The organism is Herbidospora sakaeratensis (assembly GCF_001570525.1).
Lineage (GTDB): Bacteria > Actinomycetota > Actinomycetes > Streptosporangiales > Streptosporangiaceae > Herbidospora > Herbidospora sakaeratensis.
On record NZ_BBXC01000007.1, the window covers coordinates 1,146,942 to 1,165,077 of the forward strand.

The window sequence follows — 18,136 nt, forward strand, 5'->3', positions numbered from 1 at the left end:
CTGTCATGACCGATCGCACACCGCTCCGTGACCTGGACGCCCCGCCGTTCGCCACCCGCCACATCGGGCCCGCCGACGCCGCGCAGGCGCGCATGCTGGCAGCCGTCGGCTACGAGACGGTCGCCGACCTGGTCGCCGTGGCGGTGCCCGAGTCGATCCGCACCACCCGCGCCCTCGCCCTCCCCGCCGCCGTGTCCGAGCCGGAGGCGCTCGCCGAACTGCGCGCGCTGGCCGCCCGCAACACCGTGCTGACGTCCATGATCGGGCTGGGCTACCACGACACCATCACCCCCGGCGTGGTGCTGCGCAACGTGCTGGAGAACCCGGGGTGGTACACGGCGTACACGCCCTACCAGCCGGAGATCTCCCAGGGCCGCCTGGAGGCGCTGCTCAACTTCCAGACCGTGGTCAGCGACCTGACCGGGCTCGACGTCGCCGGGGCCTCGCTCCTCGACGAGGCCACCGCCGCCGCCGAGGCGATGACGCTGGCCCGCCGCGCCTCCCGGGTCAAGGCCGACGTCTTCGTCGTGGACGCCGACGCGCTCCCGCAGACCAAGGCGGTGCTGGCCACCCGGGCCGAACCGCTGGGCATCACCCTCGTGGAGTCCGACTACAGCGGCGAGCTGCCCGAGTGCTTCGGCGTCCTGGTCCAGTACCCGGGCGCCTCCGGCCGGGTGGCCGACTTCCGCGACCTGGCCGCGCGGGCGAAGGCCGCCGGGGCGGTCGTCACCGTGGCGGCCGACCTGCTGGCGCTGACCGTGCTGGAGGCCCCCGGCACGCTCGGGGCCGACATCGCGATCGGCTCCTCCCAGCGCTTCGGCGTGCCCCTCGGCTTCGGCGGGCCGCACGCCGCCTACATGTCGGTCCGCGAGGGCCTCCAGCGGCAGATGCCCGGCCGCCTGGTCGGGGTGTCGGTCGACGCCGACGGCAGGACGGCGTACCGGCTGGCCCTGCAGACCCGCGAGCAGCACATCCGCCGCGAGAAGGCGACCAGCAACATCTGCACCGCCCAGGTGCTCCTGGCGGTCATCGCCTCCATGTACGCCGTCTACCACGGCCCCGACGGCCTGCGCCGGATCGCCCAGCGCGCGCACCGGCACGCCGCCGTGCTGGCCGCCGGGCTGCGGGCGGGCGGCGTCGAGGTCGTCCACGACGAGTTCTTCGACACCGTGACCACCCACGTGCCCGGCCGCGCGGCCGCGATCGCCGAGGCGGCCCGCGAGCGGGGCGTCAACGTGCGGCAGGACGGCGCCGACCACGTCGCCGTCGCCTGCGACGAGAAGACCGCCGCCGCCCACCTCGGCGCCGTCTGGGCCGCCTTCGGCGTCGACGGGCTGTCGGTCGACGACCTGGACATCTCGACCGACGACGCGCTGCCCCCGGGCCTCCAGCGGAGCACCGACTACCTGACCCACCCGGTGTTCCACGCCTACCGCTCCGAGACGGCGATGCTGCGCTACCTGCGCAAGCTCCAGGACAAGGACATCGCGCTCGACCGGTCGATGATCCCGCTGGGCTCGTGCACGATGAAGCTCAACGCGACCACCGAGATGGAGCCGATCACCTGGCCCGAGTTCGCGTCCATCCACCCGTTCGCGCCCGCCGACCAGACCGGCGGCTACACCGACCTGATCCTCGGCCTGGAGAGCTGGCTGGCCGAGGTGACCGGCTACGACGCCGTCTCGATCCAGCCCAACGCCGGGTCGCAGGGCGAGTTCGCCGGACTGCTGGCCATCCGGGCCTACCACCGGGCCAACGGCGACGCCGAGCGCGACGTGTGCCTGATCCCGTCGTCGGCCCACGGCACCAACGCCGCCTCGGCCGTCATGGCGGGCATGCGGGTCGTCGTGGTGGCCTGCGACGCCGAGGGCAACGTCGATCTGGCCGACCTCGACGCCAAGATCGCCAAGCACGCCGCGCGGCTGGCCGCGATCATGGTCACCTACCCGTCGACCCACGGCGTCTATGAGGAGACCATCGTCGAGCTGTGCGCCAAGGTGCACGCCGCGGGCGGCCAGGTGTACGTCGACGGCGCGAACCTCAACGCCCTGGTCGGCCTGGCCAAGCTGGGCGAGTTCGGGGCCGACGTGTCCCACCTGAACCTGCACAAGACCTTCTGCATCCCGCACGGCGGCGGCGGCCCCGGCGTCGGCCCGGTCGCCGTGAAGGCCCACCTGGCGGAGTTCCTGCCCGGCCGCGGCCCCGTGGGCCCGGTCTCGGCGGCGCCCTACGGCTCGGCGGGCATCCTGCCGATCTCGTGGGCGTACGTGCGGATGATGGGCGCCGACGGGCTCAAGGCCGCGACCGAGCAGGCCATCCTGTCGGCCAACTACCTGGCCCGGCGGCTCGCGCCGCACTACCCGGTCCTCTACACCGGGCGCGAGGGCCTGGTCGCCCACGAGTGCATCGTCGACCTGCGCGCGATCACCAAGGAGACCGGCGTCACCGTCGACGACGTCGCCAAGCGGCTCATCGACTACGGCTTCCACGCGCCGACCATGTCCTTCCCGGTGGCCGGCACGCTGATGATCGAGCCGACCGAGTCGGAGGACCTGGCCGAACTCGACCGCTTCGTCGACGCCATGGTCGCCATCCGCGGCGAGATCGACAAGGTCGCCTCGGGCGCGTACGACGCCAAGGACAACCCCCTGCGCAATGCCCCCCACACGGCCGACGTGCTGACGGCCGACGCGTGGGACCACCCGTACACCCGGACCGAGGCCGCCTACCCGGTGGCCACGCTGCGGGAGCAGAAGTACTGGGTGCCCGTCCGCCGCATCGACCAGGCGTACGGCGACCGCAACCTGGTGTGCGCCTGCCCGCCGCTCTCCTCCTACGAGGACTGAACCGCCTGGCCATTCCCCGGGGAAGAGGACAGAAACCCATCACCTTCCGCATGTCTGCCGCCCTGGGGCGGACCGGGTCGTTAGGATCTTCGCAACCCTTTCGGCCCGGTTCCCTCTGGAGGCCCCCCGAGATGACGGCCATCGACTCCGGACGGCAGATCGACGAGGCCCGGCGCCTCTATGACGCCGGGGACCTCGACGCCGCCGCGGCGATCTTCGCGACCCTCGCCGCCGACGCGGCGGGCCCCGACCGGGCCAGCGCCGCGGTCGGCCTGTCGGTCACGGCCGAACGTATGGCCCAGATCCTTTTGGAGGAGAACGCCCCGGCGGAGGCGGCCGACCTGCTCCTGCAGGCCCTGGCCGTCCCGGGCGTGGCCGACGCGGCCCGCCTGCGGGTCCTGCTGGGCATCGCCCACCTGGAGATGGCCTGCGCCGAGTTCGAGGTGGCGGTAGAGGCGGGCCCGGACGCGGACACGGCGGCCCTGGCCATCGAACTCCTGGCCCGCACCCTGCCCCTGCGGGGCCGCGACGCCGACGCGGAGACGGTCTGGCGCTACGGCCTCGACCACCAGGACGCCGACCTGGCGGCCCAGGTCCAGATACGCCAGGGCCGCGCGTGAGCGTGTTCTAGTGGCGCTTGCGGCGGATCGCGGCCGCCATGTTGACCAGGATGATGCCGGTCCAGGCCATGAACAGGCCGAAGTTGCCGGCCTGGCTGACGGCGATGGCGGTCAGCGGCACGCCGATGCCGAGTGAGCCCAGGGCGATCGGGATGTGGCTGTTGTCGGGCTTGGGGGGCTTGACCTCCCCGCGCCTGGCCACCTCGGCCTGAACGCGCGCGGTGATCTCGCTGTCGAGCTTCTCGATGAACGAGTCGACCAGTGCGTCTTCGTAGGCGGGGCCCAGATCGCGGCGGGCCGCCAGGGTGGCGCGCAGGTCCTCATGCGGAAGAGATGTGTCAGGCACGTCCACAAATGTGGCACAACCCCTGTAAGGCGTCATCATCCATTCGGATGACACGGCGGTCATGCGACGGGTGGACCCGCGATAACGTGCGGTTATGGAGATCGACACACCTCACGGGCCGGGGCTGGCGGAGATCGACGACCCGGGTTCGGCGGGGCTGCTCCTGCTGCTGACGCACGGGTCGGCCGGGGGAGTCGACGCGCCCGACCTGCTCGCGGTGCGCGACGCCTGCCTGGCCGAGGGCATCGCCGTCGCCCGCATCACGCAGCCGTTCCGGCGACGGGGGGCGCGGGCGCCGGGGTCGGCCGTGAAGCAGGACGAGAGCTGGGTCGTCATCGCCGAAACGGTGAAGGCGCTGTTCCCCGGGCTGCCCATGGCGCAAGGGGGACGCAGCAACGGGGCGCGGGTCGCCTGCCGTACGGCCGGGAAGGTGGGGGCCGTCGGGGTGGTGGCGCTGGCTTTTCCGCTGCATCCGCCCGGTCACCCGGAGAAGTCACGGGCCGCCGAGTTGCGCGGCGCGGGGGCGGGGGTGCTGGTCGTCAACGGTGACCGTGATCCGTTCGGGGTGCCTGATGAGGCGGACGCGGAACGGCTGGTCGTGCTGCCCGGAGAGAATCACGATCTCCGGAAGAACCCCGCCCTGGTCGGGGCGGAGGTGGCGCGCTGGCTGGCCGCGCGCCGGTGATCCCCCGTGGACGCCGCGTCAGGCGGCGGTGACGGCCATGTCGGTCGGCCGGTGCGGAGCGATGATCGCCCCGTTGGGGAGCAGCTCGCCGGTGTCCTCGAAGAGGACGACACCGTTGCAGAGGAGGCTCCACCCTTGTTCGGGGTGGGCCGCGACCGTTCGGGCGGCTTCGCGGTCCTGCGCTTCCGCGCTGGGACAGCCGGGCTCATGAGGGCACATCGCCGGGGCTCCGTGTCTTTCTCGTGTCGCTCGTGACGTGGATCCGCCCAGCCATGTGGGGGACGAGCGTATGGGGTTGAGTTGACGCAAATTGGCCTACACCACTGTCGGCCTACACCAGTGTGCGCCAGGTCACTCGACAAGGACATAGCCCGTTCGGACGATTTCGCCCACACCCTGGTAGGGGGGTGTGGTCATGCGTGTGACCTACGACACAAGGGTGCCCGATGCACGATAACACCCCAAGCGCGACACGCCGTCACTTCGGCAAAGCGAGGCCGGCCAGCACCGCCGTGAGGCCCCGTTCGAAGTCGGCGTCGCCGGAGGCCACCCGCGCCTTCTCGACCTCGGCGTCGGGGTCGGCCCAGCCGGAGGCCTGCATCTCGACCGCGACCGCGCCGTAGACGTAGGCGCGCAGCGTCTGCACCGCCTCCTGGGGCTGGTCGAGGCCGGCGTCGCGGAGCTGCTCCACCTGGCTCGCCACCGACATCAGCGCGGTGCCCTTGGGCGGTTTGGTCAGCGCCAGCGACAACACGCCGGGATGCTCCATCAGGGCGGCGCGGGCGGCCCGCGCCCAGTCGCGGGCGATCTCCTGCCAGGGGGCCTCGCGCGGTTCGACCTGGACGGCCGTCACGTGCTCCGCCAGCGCGTCCATGAGCGCCTCCTTGCCCCGGGGGAGGTGGTGGTAGATGGCCATCGCCTCGACCTGGAGGGCGTCGCCCAGCCGCCGCATGGTCAACCGGCGCAGCCCCTGCCCGTCGGCGATGTGCAGGGCGGCGTCGATGATGCGCTCGCGCGAGAGCGGGGTCGGAGGTCGCTTGGCAGGCATGCGATCATCCTGCCATCCCGGCCGGACAGGGGAGGGTCTACGCTGTCGACCAGTGCGTTTCAATCAGGACTGAGAGGTTGACGATGGCGTTTTTCCGTCCGCGGGTGAGCCGGGAGGCGGAGGTCAGGTTCCACGCCGACCAGGAGATCTCCAAGAGCTACGGTGACCTGCTCGACAAGGCCCGCCAGGCCGAGGCCCACCTCAACGCCCGCCGGGCCGCCCACGCGCCGGGCGCCGAGCTGCGCGAGGCCGGCATCGCCTACGACCAGGCGCTCACCGCCGCCCTCCGGGCCGCCGAGGCGGCGCAGCGGGCGACCTTCGGCGTCAAGGCCTACGACGACCGCATCCGCCGTCGCAAGGGCCGGGCGACCCCCGAGGGCGCCAAGTGGACCACCGAGGTGAGCAAGCTGCGCACCCTCCGCGAGGAGAACCGGCTGACCGGCATCGTGCGCCTGCCGCGCCCGGCGACGGCTTCGGCCCGCTGACAAATACCCTTCGGGCATGTCCGGGGCGTCAACGGACCGGCACGCTGCGCCGTCTAAGGATTACCTTGGGGTCAGGGAGGCCGGAGAGATGCCCGGACGGGTGAGATACGCGGCGGGCCGGCCGTGCTGGGTCGAGGTCGGCACCGCCGATCTCGCGCTCAGCGAGCGGTTCTACCACGGCGTGTTCGGCTGGGACTTCGAGCCGCGCGGGCGCAGCCACTCCACGGCGCTGCTGCGCGGCGAGCCGGTCGCCGGGCTGGGCCCCGCCCGTCCCGGCGGGCCGGCGTGGCTGGTGCACATCGCGGCCGACGACATCGACGACTCGACCCGCCGCGCCGACGACGCCGGGGCCCGGGTGCTCGACGGGCCCGAGCAGGTCTTCGACGAGGGCCGCGAACAGGGCTGGCGGACCGTCCTGGCCGACCCCTCCGGGGCCGAGTTCGCGTTGTGGGAACCGGTCGCGCTCGAGGGCGCGGGCGTGCGCGGGGCGCCGGGGGCCTTCTGCTGGACGGAACTGGCCGCCCGCGACGCCGACGAGGCCGCCGCCTTCTACAACCGGCTGTTCGGCTGGCAGGCGCGGCGGGCGCCGTTCCTGAGCGGCGACGGCAGCTACACCGAGTTCGACCTCAGGCGGTCGAAGACGACGGTGGCCGGCATGGTCGAGATGACCGACGCGTGGCCGCCGGAGATCCCGCCCCACTGGATGGTCTACTTCGCGGTCGCCGACTGCCGCGAGTCGTGCCGGATCGTGGCCGGCCTGGGCGGAGCCGTCCAGGTGCCGCCGTTCGACCTGCCCTCGGGGTGGGCGGCCGTGGTGACCGATCCGGCGGGGGCGGTCCTGTCGCTGATCGAGCTGAACGCGTAGTTGGCCGGCCCGGTCGAGCGGAGTGGTGGCCGGGCCGGCCGAGGGACGGTGCGGGTCGGGAGCGTGACCCCGTACCGGGAGGTTCCTAGCTCGCCCAGTCGAGGAGCGGGCGGGCGTTGCTGGGGTGGCGGAGCTTGGAGAGGGACTCCTTCTCCAGCTGGCGGATGCGCTCGCGGGTCAGGCCGAGGTGCTTGCCGATCTCGTCGAGCGTGTGGGGCTTGCCGTCGGCCAGGCCGAAGCGCAGCGCCATGATCTTGGCCTCGCGCGGCGACAGGTTGTTGAGCACGCCCTTGAGCTGTTCGGCCAGCAGCTGCCGGTCGACCACCTCGGAGGCCTCCAGGGAGTCGACGTCCTCGATGAGGTCGCCGATCCGGGTCTCGCCGTCCTCGCCGATGGTGCTGTCGAGGCTGATCGGCTGGCGGCTGGTGCGCAGCAGCTCCTCGATCTGGTCGGGGGTCTTGTCGAGCTCCACCGCCAGCTCCTCCGGCGTGGGCTCGCGGCCGAGGCGCTGGTGCATGTCACGCTCCACGCGGGAGAGCTTCGAGAGCATCTCCAGGACGTGGACGGGGAGCCGGATGGTGCGGGCGGAGTCGGCGAAGCCGCGCTGGATGGCCTGCCGGATCCACCACATGGCGTAGGTCGAGAACTTGAAGCCCTTGGTGTAGTCGAACTTCTCCACGGCCCTTATGAGGCCGAGGTTGCCCTCCTGCACCACGTCGAGCAGGGCCATGCCCCGGTCGGTGTACTTCTTGGCCACCGACACCACCAGGCGGAGGTTGGCCTCCAGCATGTGGTCCTTGGCGCGGCGGCCGTCCTCGATGACCCACTCCAGGTCTTCGCGCTCGACGGCCGACAGCCGTTTGCCGGTCTCCTCGGCCAGGTCGAGCTTGTACTCGGCGTACAGGCCCGCTTCGATGCGGCGGGCCAGCTCCACCTCCTGGGCGGCGGTGAGCAGGGTGCGGCGGCCGATCGACTTCAGGTAGGTGTGGACGGAGTCGCCCATCGCCGAGGACGTGTCGTCGAGGTCGACCACCCCGGCGGCCTCCGACTCCACCTCGGCTTCGGCGAGGTCGGGGTCGTCCTTGACAGGGGTCGTAACCTTCGTAGTGTCGTCGGAGCCCTCTCCGAGGCTCACTCCGGCCTCGGTGAGGCCGCGCAGGATGCCACGGGCCTTGGTCGCGCTCACGCCGGCGTCGGAGAACGCCTCGCGGAGCTCGGTCAGCGAAAGGTGGCCCTGCTTGCGGCCCCGCTCCAGGAGCTGGTCGAGAGTCGTCGGAACAGCCTCACGCGCGGGCGAGGCAGACGCCACGGCGGTTCGGGGCATGAGGACACCTCCTCCTTCGCGGAGATCAAAGATTCGTCGTCAATGGGTTCTGGCAAAGCCCGGGCGCCCACGCGCCAACGCGGCTGCTTTAGTAAGAACGCCAACGCCGGATATTTGTTCCCGTGTTACCTAAACCGCACGGAAATAGGCGGTCTGGTCAGTTGAGGGTCACTTCGACGCGGGGGATCGGCATGGGCTCGGCCTGCTCCAGGTTCTCGGGGGTCCAGTAGCCGCCGACCTCCTCGGGGTCGGTCTCGAGTTCCCTGACCACGACGTTGGACGGCACGGGCTCCGGGGTGGGCGTGGAGACTTCCGTGCCCCCGACGGTCTTGAGCAAACGCTGCTGCTCGAATTCGAGGCGTCCGGTGGACGCGGTGGCCGCCACGGCCACGCCGCCGACGACGATGACACCGACGATCCCTGCGGAGACCAGCATCCTCGGGGTCGGGATCATGGGTCTGCTTCCTTTCGTCGGGCTACCTGAACGTATGACGGATGATTGTCATACTTGGTTCCGTATGGTAACCATATCGGGTTTGCCGTTGGGGAGCAGGGGAAGCGCTGTGACCTGCACCAACGCCTTCGGCGCGGCATAGGCGGGCAGTTCCGATTTGGCATGGCGGCGCAGTTCCTCCAGCGTCGCCTCGCCCGCCACCACGGCCACCACGATCTGCCCCCACTCGGGGTCGGGCCGCCCGACGACGGCGACCTCCCGGACCTTGGGGTGGGTGGCCAGCACGCTCTGCACGACCCCGGCGACGACCTTCTGGCCCCCGGTGTTGATCACGTCGTCGGCCCGGCCCAGGATCCGCAGCTCGCCGTCGTCGAGCTCGCCGAGGTCGCTGGTGGTGAACCAGGGGCCGGTCAGGCGAGGGCCGAGGCGGTGGCCGTTCATCAGCATCGGCCCGGCGATCATGACCCGGCCCTCGGCGTCGAGTTTCAGTTCCACCTCGTTCAGGGGGCGGCCGTCGTACACGCAGCCGCCGCAGGTCTCGGTCATGCCGTAGGTGTGGAAGACGCGCGGGTGGCGGGCCCTGAGGTCGGCGGTCGCCGGGGCGCCGCCCAGCAGGATCGTGGTGAACCCCGACACGTCGGGCAGGCGGCGCAGCTGGGTCGGCACCAGCGAGACGTGGTCGGCCCCGGAGGCCGTCACCTTCTCGGGGTCGAAGCCCTCGTGCACGATGGGGTCGGTGCCGCACAGCAGCGCCCGAGTGATGACCTGGAGCCCCGACACGTGGGAGGGCGGCAGGCAGCACAACCACCGGTCGCCGGGCTTGGCGCCGATCCGGTCGAGCGAGGCCCGCGCCGAGGCCAGCAGCGCCCGCGCCGAGAGCTCGACCCCCTTCGGGGCCCCGGTCGACCCCGATGTGGCGATGATCACGGCGGTGTCCTCTTCTGCCGGCACGCCCTCCGGGAGCACGCTCGTGCCGTCGGGTGTGGTGACATGGGTCGGCCGCAGCGTGTCGAACAGGGCCCTGACCGCCCGGTCGGGCAACGATGGCGCGACCGGCAGGATCGCCGGGCCGCCGTCGAGCGCGGCGGCCACCGCCTCGGCGAGGGCGGGGCCTGGCGGCAGGACAAGGGCGTGCACCGGACGATCGACCACCTGGTCAGGGTAGCCGGGCCGGTGCCGGAGAGCGGGGAGGGCGGCGTGGAGCTGCGGGTGTTCCGGATTCCCATGGTGGTCCGGTTCCGGGGGCAGACCGCACGGGAGGGCATCCTGATCAGGGGCCCCCACGGGTGGGGGGAGTTCTCCCCGTTCCCCGAATACGGCCCGGCCGAGAGCGCCCGGTGGCTGGCCTGCGCCCGGGAGGCCGCCTTCGAGGGCTGGCCCGAACCGGTGCGCGAGGTCGTCCCGGTGAACACGACCGTGCCCGCGGTCGGGCCGGAGCGGGCCGCCGCGATGGTGCGCGCCTCGGGCTGCGCGACGGCCAAGGTCAAGGTCGCCGAGACGGGCCAGGCCCTCGCCGACGACCTGGCCCGCGTCGAGGCGGTGCGCGACGCGCTGGGGCCGGGCGGCAGGGTCCGGGTCGACGCCAACGGCGGCTGGGACGCCGACCAGGCCGTCCGCGCGATCAAGGAGCTCGACCGGTTCACCCTGGAGTACGTCGAGCAGCCCTGCGCGACCCTCGACGAGCTGGCCCGGGTCCGGCGGCGGGTCGACGTGCCGATCGCCGCCGACGAGTCGATCCGCAAGGCCGAGGACCCGCTGAAGGTCAGGGCGGCCGAGGCGGCCGACGTCGCGGTCGTGAAGGTGCAGCCGCTCGGCGGGGTCGCCAACGCCCTGCGGGTGGTGGAGGCGTGCGGTCTGCCGGCCGTCGTGTCGTCGGCCGTGGAGACCTCGGTGGGCCTGGCGGCGGGGCTGGCGCTGGCCGCCGCGTTGCCGGAATTGCCGTACGCTTGCGGACTCGGGACCATGTCGCTTCTGGCCGGGGATGTCGTGGCCGATCCGCTGGCAGAGGAGCAGGGAGTCCTGCGCGTGCGGCGTCCCGAGGTGGACGAAGACGCCCTGGCGCGTTTCGAGATCGAGTCGCCGGAGTGGATTCGGCGGATGGAGGGGGCCGCCAGGTGAATCCGGCTACCGCGCTGGCGACCGTACTCGTCGACGAACTGGCGCGGTGCGGGGTCACCGAGGCGGTGGTCGCCCCCGGGTCCCGGTCGGCGCCCCTGGCGCTGGCGCTCCACGACGACCCCCGGATCCGGCTCCACGTGCGCACCGACGAACGTTCGGCCGGGTTCCTCGCGCTGGGGCTGGCCCGGCGCCTGGAGAAGCCGGTCGCGGTCGTCACCACGTCCGGCACGGCCGCCGCCAACCTGCACCCGGCGGTGATCGAGGCGAGCGAGGCGGGGGTGCCGCTGCTGCTGCTGACCGCCGACCGGCCGCCGGAGTTGCGCGGCACCGGCGCCAACCAGACGATCGACCAGGTCAAGCTGTTCGGCTCGGCCGTGCGGTGGTTCGCCGAGATCGGGGTGCCCGAGGAGCGGCCGGGGCAGGTCGCCTACTGGCGGTCGCTGGCCTGCCGCGCCTACCAGCGGGCCGAGGGGCCGGGCGACCCCGGCCCGGTGCACCTCAACGTGGCGTTCCGCGAGCCGCTCGTCCCCGACGGGAACGACGACTGGCCCGAGACGCTCGACGCGAACGGGCCGTGGGTGCGGGCCAGGGTGGCCCCGCCGTCGTCGGCGCTGCACATCCCGGCGACCCGGCGCGGGGTCCTGGTGGTCGGCGACGGCGCGGTCAACGTGCGGCGCTACGTCGCGGCGGCCGGCATGGCGGGCTGGCCGGTGCTCTCGGAGCCCAACGGCGGCGGCCGCTACGGCGACACCGCGATCTCGACCTACCACTTCCTGCTCGGCACCCCCGGCTTCGCCGAGGCCCACCAGCCCGACGTGGTCGTCACGCTCGGGCGTCCCGGCCTGTCGCGGCCCCTGCTGGCCTGGCTGAAGCGGGCCCAGGAACACGTCGTGGTCGCCCGCGACCTGACCCGGTGGCCCGACCCGACGCGCTCGGCCACCCAGGTGGCCCAGGCGGTGGAGATCCCGGTGGCGGCCGGCGGCGACCAGTGGCTGAACGCCTGGCGGCGGGCCGAGATGGCGGCCCGCCACGCCATCGACGACGTGCTCGACGCGGGCGGGCTGAGCGAGCCCCGGCTGGCCCGCGACCTGGCCGCGATCATCCCCAACGGGTCGTTGTTGTTCTGCGGCTCCTCCATGCCGATCCGCGACCTCGACCAGGCCATGCGGCCCCGGCGCGGGGTGCGGCTGATGGCCAACCGGGGGGCGTCCGGGATCGACGGCCTGGTGTCGACGGCGGCCGGCGCGGCGCTGGCCCACCACGGCCGCGCCTACGCCCTGATGGGCGACCTGTCCTTCCTCCACGACCAGAACGGGCTGGTCATCGGGCCCCGGGAGCCCCGGCCCGACCTGTGCGTCGTGGTGGTCAACAACGACGGCGGCGGGATCTTCTCGCTGCTGCCGCAGTCGTCGCTCGGCGGGTCGTTCGAGCGCATCTTCGGCACGCCACACGGCGTCGACCTGGGCTACCTCGCGGCGGCCACCGGCACGCCCTACAGCGTCGTCAGCGACCCCGACGACCTGGCCAAGGCGATCCGCGGCGAGGGGCCCCGCCTGGTGGAGGCCCGCACCGACCGGACCGCCAACGCGGCGGTCCACGTGGCGATGCGCGACGCCGTGCGGGCGGCGATCGGCTAGGGGGAGTCCGATGCATCTCGAACAGTGGCTACAGACGATCCCGGACGTCTGGATCTACGTCGTCGTGGGTCTGGTGATCGGGATCGAGAGTCTCGGCATCCCGTTGCCGGGCGAGATCGTGCTGGTCAGCGCCTCTCTCATGGCGGCGAAGGGGATCGTCGACCCGCTGCTGGTCGGCGGGTGCGCGACCGCCGGGGCCATCGTCGGCGACTCGGCCGGCTTCTACATCGGCCATCGCGGCGGCCAGGGGTTGTTCGACCGGCTCGGCCGGCGCTTCCCCCGGCACTTCGGGCCCGGCCATGTGGGCCGGGCCAAGGCGCTGTTCCGGCGCTGGGGCGTGTGGGCGGTGTTCTTCGGGCGGTTCGTCGCGCTGCTGCGCATCCTGGCGGGGCCGCTGGCCGGGGCGCTGCACCTGCCCTACTGGCGGTTCCTGGCCGCCAACGTGCTGGGCGCGATCGTGTGGGCCGGGGGGACGACCGCGGTCGTCTACTACCTGGGCGTCGCGGCCGAGCGGTGGCTGAAGGAGCTGTCCTGGGCGGCGCTGGTCCTGGTGGTCGTGTTCGGCCTGGTGACCATGGTGTGGGTGCGGCGGCGGACCCGCTCGTAACCGGTGGGACCGGATCGCGGATGAGTGTCGGCTGATTCCCTACTATATTGACAGGTATTAGGGGTATTTCTACGATTGAGGGACCTGATCGAGAGGAACACCGTGACGGCCGTGTCGGATTTCCCGCGCCCCAGGATCGGCGATGTGCCGGAGCCATTCAGAGGTGGAACCATGAGAATCCCCCCCGAGGTCGAGCCCGACACCCGCGATCTGTTCCGCAGCGCCTTCCGCCGCCACGCGGCCGGAGTGGCGGTGGTCACCACGGCGGGGCCGGTCGGATTCACCGCCACCTCCCTGGCGTCCGTCTCGATGGAGCCGCCGCTGGTCACCTTCGGGATCGGGCTGGGGTCGTCGAGCTGGCCCGCCATCCGCGACCGGGACAGTTTCGTCGTCCACATCCTGAACGAGTCGCAGCGCGACCTGGCCGCGCTGTTCGCGCGCAGCGGCGCGAACCGCTTCGGCCCGGAGACGGGCTTCGACACCCTCGACACCGGCGAACCCGTGCTCCACGGCGTGGCGGCGTGGTTGCGGTGCGAGATCAGGGAACGGTTCGTGGCGGGGGACCACCGCCTGGTGGTCGGCCTGGTCACCGAGGGGGAGTCGATCCCCGGCCGGCGGCCGCTGCTCTACCACGACGGCACCTTCGGATCGTTCACCTAGGAGACCTGGTTGTCCTTCCACGAACCGCTGCACCACGTCGTGCCCGCCGCGCTGTCGGACGAGACGCCCCAGACGTCCGGCATGTACCGGCGGGCGGCCATCAGCGGGCCGAACGTCGGCTCGGCCCGGCTCTGGATGGGGCAGACCCACGTCGCCCCCTCGACGCGGTCGGCCGACCACCACCACGGCGACTCCGAGACCGCGATCTACGTGGTCAGCGGGCACCCGTCGTTCGTCTTCCTGGGCGACGACGGCGCGGAGCGGCGGATCGACACCTCGCCGGGCGACTACGTGTTCGTGCCGCCGTTCACCCCCCACCGGGAGGAGAACCCCTCGCCCGACGAGGAGGCGGTGGTGGTGATCGCCCGGTCGTCGCAGGAGGCGATCGTGGTCAACCTCCCCTCCTTGGGATCTACTTTGTAAAGGCACCGGGTCGGGGCTAGTCTGTCGCGGTGCCGTACAAGACCCTCGACGACGTGGTCGAACACGAGACGGAGGTGCGGCGGTCGCGGTTCGTCTGCGCCGTCGCGCCGGCCCCCTCGGAGCAGGCCGCCCGCGAGTTCATCACGGCCCGCCGCGCCCTCTACGCCGACGCCACCCACAACTGCACCGCCTACGTGATCGGCTCGGGAGCGCGCCGCTCCGACGACGACGGCGAACCCGGCGGCACGGCCGGCACCCCGATGCTCGACGTGCTGCTCAGGCGCGGCTACGCCGACGTGGTCACGGTGGTGACCCGCTTCTTCGGGGGCGTCCTGCTGGGCGCGGGCGGGCTCGTGCGCGCCTACGGCGGCGCGGTGGGGGAGACCCTCGACCGGGTGACCCCGGTGACGATGGTCGAGGCCCGCCTGGTGACCGTGTCGATCGACCACGCCCACGCGGGCCGGCTGGAGAACGACCTGCGCGGCCGCTACGACGTGCGCGGCGTCACCTACGGCTCGGAGGCCGCCTTCGACGTCGCGGTGGCCGACCCGGCCGGCTTCGCCGAGTGGCTGGCCACCGCGACGGCCGGCCGGGCCAGGGCCTCAGCGGGCGAGCCGCTGTTCGTCCGTGCGGAAGACGCCTGAGCACACCACCACGATGAGCCCGGCGACCGGGACCACCAGCAGGCCCGCCCGCAGGGAGCTGGCGTCGGCGATGAGGCCGACCAGCGGCGGCGTGCAGAGGAACCCGGCCCGCAGCAGCCACGACAGCAGGGTCAGCCCGGTGCCGGGGCGGAAGCCCGGCAGCTGGTCGGCGGTGTGCATGGCCCCCGGGATGAGGGTGGCGCTGCCGAACCCGGCCAGGCCGAACCCGGCGATGGTGCCGGGCACGCTCGGGAAGGCCAGCGCGAGCCCGAAGCCGGCCGCGATCAGCAGCCCGCCGACGCGGGCGACGGCCGCCTGGCCCCACCGGTCGACGAACCGGTCGCCCAGCGCGCGCCCGACGAACTGCGCGCCCACCACGGCGACCAGGCCGAACGCCGCTATGCCGGGGGCCGCGCCGAGCGAACCCGACAGGTAGACAGCGGCCCACGTGCCGCCGGCGTCCTCGACGGTGGCGCCGCAGATCGCGATGACCGCCAGCAGCGCGAGCGCGCCGTAGGCGACCGACCTGACCGGTACGGCGGGCTTGCCGGGTTCGGCCGCCTCGACGGGCTCCTGCGGCTCGGGGCCGGGGAGCAGGAAGCGGTAGGCGACCAGGTTGACGATGACGAACGTCACCGCCGAGATGCTCAGGTGCAGCCCCAGCGACAGGTCGAGCGCCGCGGCGCCGCCGCCCATGAGGCCGCCCAGCACGGCGCCCAGGCTCCAGATGGCGTGGAAGGAGTTGATGATCGAGCGGCCGTAGAGCCGCTGCACGCGCAGGCCGTGGGTGTTCTGGGCGACGTCCACGACCGAGTCGAGCGCCCCGACGAGGAACAGCGCCCCGGCGAACAGCGCCCAGGTGGGCGCGAGCCCGGCGAGCAGCACGAGCCCGCTGGTGAGCACCATGCCGCCGACGGCGACGCGGGAGGAGCGGAGCCGCCGGATGAGGATGCCCGCGAGCAGCCCCGAGGCGAGCGAGCCGGCCGGCACGGCGGCGACGGCCAGCCCGAACTGGGCGTTGGACAGGTCGAGCGCGTCGATGATGGCGGGGTAGCGCGGCATCAGGTTGGCGAAGATCGCGCCGTTGGTCAGGAACAGCAGGGCGACCGCGACCCGGGCACGGCGGTCGGCGGGGGAGATCAGGGGTCGGCCCTCCAGGGGTGTGCGGGTCAGCCTTCGAGGGCGTACTGCATGGCGCGGAACTTCGACTGCGCCTCGGCCAGTTCGGCCGCGGGGTCGGACCCGCCCATGATGCCGCAACCTGCGAAAAGGCGGGCGCGCGGCCCGTCGAGCTGGGCGCAGCGCAGGGCGATGCCCCACTCGCCGTCGCCCCGGGCGTCGATCCAGCCGACCGGCCCGGCGTAGCCGCCCCGGTCCATCTGCTCCAGGCGGGGGATCAGCGCGACCGCCTCGTCGGTCGGGGTGCCGCCGACGGCGGCCGTGGGGTGGAGCGCGGCCACCACGTCGAGCACCGACGCGCCGTCGCCGAGTCTGCCGGTGACCCGGCTGGCGAGGTGCTGCACGTTGGGCAGCGAGAGCAGTTCGGGTTCGGCCGGCACGTCGAGCTCCGCGCACAGCGGCTTGAGCGCGGCCTCGACCGAGGCGACCGCGCAGGTGTGCTCGTAGCGGTCTTTCGGCGAGTCGAACAGCGTGGCCGGGTCGGCGCCGCTGGGGATGGTGCCGGCGAGAACGAGCGACTCGATGGCCCGCCCGGTGTGCCGCACCAGCAGCTCGGGCGTGGCCCCGATGAGCCCGCCGACCGAGAAGGTGTAGCACTCGGGGTAGCGCGCGGCGAGCCGGGCCAGCGGCACGCGCGGGTCGATGTCGGCCTCGGCGGTGGCGATCAGGTCGCGGGCCAGCACGACCTTCTCCAGCCCGCCGGAGGTGATGCGGTCGACGGCCGAGGCGACGGCGTGCTCCCAGCCGGGCGCGGTCAGCGCGCCGTCGGAGTAGCGGATGCGCCCCGGCGGGACGGCGGGCGTGACCAGCCCGAGGTTCTCTTCGCCCACCGTGGTCAGCCAGGCCTGCCCGTCGCGCCGGGCCACCACGACCTTGGGCACGACCAGCACCGACCCCGCCGAGGCGGGGTCGAAGGTGAAGCTGCCGAAGGCGACGGGCCCGGAACCGGGACGCCCGACGCGGTCGTCGACGTCGGCGTGCCTGAACGCGTCGGCCAGCCAGTCGCGGGCCCACGCGAACCGGCCGGGCCCCGGCGGCAGGGTCACCCGCAGCGCCTCGCCCCAGCCCACCAGGCCGTCGCCGTGGTGCACCCACGAGAAGGCGGCCGGGCCGGGAAGCAGGGAGATGAGGTCGCCGGGGTCGCGAACCGGGACCGTGCGGGCCAGGAGCGGGGGATGAAGTCCGGGGGCGACGCTCACCTCACCCACTTTACGCAGAAACTGAACGTGTTCGACATCGGGTCCCTTTCGTCGGTACGCCGGTGTCAAGACCCGATAGCAGCTTGGTCATGGAAGAGACGCCTGCCGCCTCGGTAATAGAGCCTTGGCGTTCGTGATCTCTACCTTTGGCTCCCGGAGGTGTCCATGATCAAGAAGATCACGCCGGTGGCCGCGGCACTCGCGCTGCTCCTGTGGCCTGGAACGGTCCAGGCGTCCACTCAGCCCACGACGATCGCGGCGCTCGGCGACTCGATCACCGCGGGCTTCAACGCCTGCGGCTGGTACGTCGCCTGCACGTCGCGCTCGTGGGCGGCCGGCGACCACAAAGACGTCAACAGCCACTACCTGCGCCTGCTGGCCGACGGCGTCGACGTCAAGGGCCGCAACCGCAACTTCGCCTACAACGGCGCGACCAGCGACGACCTGATGGAGCAGATGGACGAGGCCATCAAGGCCAAGGCGACCTACGTGACGATCCTCGTCGGCGCCCAGGACGCGTGCCGGCGGACCGAGAGCCAGATGACCCCGGTGGCGACCTACCGGGAACGGGTCGACGCGGCGCTGGCCAAACTGGCCCCGACGGGCGCGCAGGTGCGCATCATCAGCATCCCCGACCTGAAGCGCCTGTGGCGGGTGGCCAAGGACAACCCCGTCGCGCGGGCGTTCTGGGGCATCGCGCGCATCTGCCAGACGATGCTGGCCAACCCGACCTCGACCGCCCAGAAGGACGAGGACCGGCGCGACCGGGTGCAGGCGCGGGTGCTGGCGTACAACAACGAGATGGCCAAGGCGTGCGCCGCCTACGGGCCGCTGTGCCGCCACGACAACGGCGAGGTGTTCCGCTACCAGTTCCCGGTCTCGATGGTGAGCAAGTGGGACTTCTTCCACCCGAACGCCGAGGGGCAGAAGACGATCGCCCGCCTGTCGTTCCAGCGCGTCGAATCGCCTGTCTAGAGTTTGTCGGATCCGGGCGGG

20 protein-coding genes are annotated in these 18,136 nt (G+C 72.6%); 12 read left to right on the forward strand and 8 right to left on the reverse strand.

The window, feature by feature from the left end; all coding sequences use genetic code 11:
• The first annotated feature begins 5 nt into the window (after nt 1-5).
• Complete coding sequence (gcvP, locus tag AW271_RS04735; RefSeq protein WP_062332240.1) at nt 6-2,846, forward strand: aminomethyl-transferring glycine dehydrogenase; 2,841 nt, start codon at nt 6-8, stop codon at nt 2,844-2,846.
• A 131-nt stretch (nt 2,847-2,977) separates the two neighbouring features.
• A complete protein-coding gene (locus AW271_RS04740; RefSeq protein WP_062332242.1) occupies nt 2,978-3,466 on the forward strand; it encodes a hypothetical protein in 489 nt (162 codons plus the stop codon).
• Nucleotides 3,467-3,473: 7 nt separating this feature from the next.
• Here AW271_RS04740 and AW271_RS04745 read toward each other — a convergent pair whose 3' ends face one another.
• Entirely contained in the window at nt 3,474-3,812 is a 339-nt protein-coding gene (locus tag AW271_RS04745; protein WP_157520676.1) for a hypothetical protein, read from the reverse strand.
• Between the two features lie 94 nt (nt 3,813-3,906).
• Between AW271_RS04745 and AW271_RS04750 the strand changes: the two genes are divergently transcribed.
• A complete protein-coding gene (locus tag AW271_RS04750; protein WP_062332246.1) occupies nt 3,907-4,497 on the forward strand; it encodes an alpha/beta hydrolase family protein in 591 nt (196 codons plus the stop codon).
• An 18-nt stretch (nt 4,498-4,515) separates the two neighbouring features.
• Here AW271_RS04750 and AW271_RS04755 read toward each other — a convergent pair whose 3' ends face one another.
• A complete protein-coding gene (locus AW271_RS04755; protein ID WP_030453600.1) occupies nt 4,516-4,716 on the reverse strand; it encodes a DUF5999 family protein in 201 nt (66 codons plus the stop codon).
• A gap of 259 nt (nt 4,717-4,975) precedes the next feature.
• Nucleotides 4,976-5,545, reverse strand: a complete 570-nt coding sequence (locus AW271_RS04760) for a TetR/AcrR family transcriptional regulator C-terminal domain-containing protein (protein WP_062332253.1) — start codon at nt 5,543-5,545, stop codon at nt 4,976-4,978.
• Nucleotides 5,546-5,649: 104 nt separating this feature from the next.
• Between AW271_RS04760 and AW271_RS04765 the strand changes: the two genes are divergently transcribed.
• Nucleotides 5,650-6,030, forward strand: a complete 381-nt coding sequence (locus AW271_RS04765; protein WP_245652921.1) for a hypothetical protein — start codon at nt 5,650-5,652, stop codon at nt 6,028-6,030.
• 88 nt (nt 6,031-6,118) lie between these two features.
• Nucleotides 6,119-6,895 carry a VOC family protein gene (locus AW271_RS04770; protein ID WP_062332259.1) on the forward strand — a complete coding sequence of 259 codons (777 nt, stop codon included), beginning with the start codon at nt 6,119-6,121 and terminating at the stop codon, nt 6,893-6,895.
• An 85-nt stretch (nt 6,896-6,980) separates the two neighbouring features.
• Here the strand turns inward: AW271_RS04770 and AW271_RS04775 are convergent, their stop codons facing one another.
• From AW271_RS04775 to AW271_RS04785, 3 genes are all read right to left on the reverse strand, one after another.
• Nucleotides 6,981-8,219, reverse strand: a complete 1,239-nt coding sequence (locus AW271_RS04775; RefSeq protein WP_062332262.1) for an RNA polymerase sigma factor — start codon at nt 8,217-8,219, stop codon at nt 6,981-6,983.
• Between the two features lie 157 nt (nt 8,220-8,376).
• Entirely contained in the window at nt 8,377-8,673 is a 297-nt protein-coding gene (locus AW271_RS04780) for a hypothetical protein (protein WP_062332265.1), read from the reverse strand.
• Nucleotides 8,674-8,721: 48 nt separating this feature from the next.
• Complete coding sequence (locus tag AW271_RS04785; RefSeq protein WP_062332268.1) at nt 8,722-9,825, reverse strand: AMP-binding protein; 1,104 nt, start codon at nt 9,823-9,825, stop codon at nt 8,722-8,724.
• A 51-nt stretch (nt 9,826-9,876) separates the two neighbouring features.
• On the opposite strand from AW271_RS04785, the gene AW271_RS04790 reads away from it, so the two are divergent.
• The 6 genes from AW271_RS04790 (at nt 9,877) to AW271_RS04815 (ending at nt 14,762) form a co-directional block, all read left to right on the forward strand.
• On the forward strand, nt 9,877-10,791 hold the full coding sequence (locus AW271_RS04790; protein ID WP_083976184.1) for an o-succinylbenzoate synthase: 915 nt from the start codon (nt 9,877-9,879) through the stop codon (nt 10,789-10,791).
• The gene (gene menD / locus AW271_RS04795) at nt 10,788-12,428 is read left to right on the forward strand and encodes a 2-succinyl-5-enolpyruvyl-6-hydroxy-3-cyclohexene-1-carboxylic-acid synthase (RefSeq protein ID WP_062332274.1); all 1,641 of its coding nucleotides are present in this window, start codon (nt 10,788-10,790) and stop codon (nt 12,426-12,428) included. Before AW271_RS04790 ends, menD begins: the two co-directional genes overlap by 4 nt.
• 10 nt (nt 12,429-12,438) lie before the next feature.
• A complete protein-coding gene (locus tag AW271_RS04800; protein ID WP_062332277.1) occupies nt 12,439-13,035 on the forward strand; it encodes a DedA family protein in 597 nt (198 codons plus the stop codon).
• A gap of 171 nt (nt 13,036-13,206) precedes the next feature.
• Nucleotides 13,207-13,695, forward strand: coding sequence for a flavin reductase family protein (locus tag AW271_RS04805; protein ID WP_062332279.1), 489 nt, complete (start codon nt 13,207-13,209; stop codon nt 13,693-13,695).
• Between the two features lie 9 nt (nt 13,696-13,704).
• Entirely contained in the window at nt 13,705-14,118 is a 414-nt protein-coding gene (locus AW271_RS04810) for a cupin domain-containing protein (RefSeq protein WP_062332281.1), read from the forward strand.
• Nucleotides 14,119-14,147: 29 nt separating this feature from the next.
• Nucleotides 14,148-14,762, forward strand: coding sequence for an IMPACT family protein (locus AW271_RS04815; RefSeq protein WP_062332284.1), 615 nt, complete (start codon nt 14,148-14,150; stop codon nt 14,760-14,762).
• Here the strand turns inward: AW271_RS04815 and AW271_RS04820 are convergent.
• Nucleotides 14,721-15,935: an MFS transporter gene (locus tag AW271_RS04820; protein ID WP_062333105.1), complete on the reverse strand. Its 1,215-nt coding sequence runs from the start codon at nt 15,933-15,935 to the stop codon at nt 14,721-14,723. The genes AW271_RS04815 and AW271_RS04820 overlap by 42 nt on opposite strands.
• Nucleotides 15,932-17,140: an isochorismate synthase gene (locus AW271_RS04825; protein ID WP_062333109.1), complete on the reverse strand. Its 1,209-nt coding sequence runs from the start codon at nt 17,138-17,140 to the stop codon at nt 15,932-15,934. Before AW271_RS04825 ends, AW271_RS04820 begins: the two co-directional genes overlap by 4 nt.
• Before the next feature lie 165 nt (nt 17,141-17,305).
• On the opposite strand from AW271_RS04825, the gene AW271_RS04830 reads away from it, so the two are divergent.
• Nucleotides 17,306-18,115: a GDSL-type esterase/lipase family protein gene (locus tag AW271_RS04830; RefSeq protein WP_062332287.1), complete on the forward strand. Its 810-nt coding sequence runs from the start codon at nt 17,306-17,308 to the stop codon at nt 18,113-18,115.
• Nucleotides 18,116-18,136 lie beyond the last annotated feature (21 nt).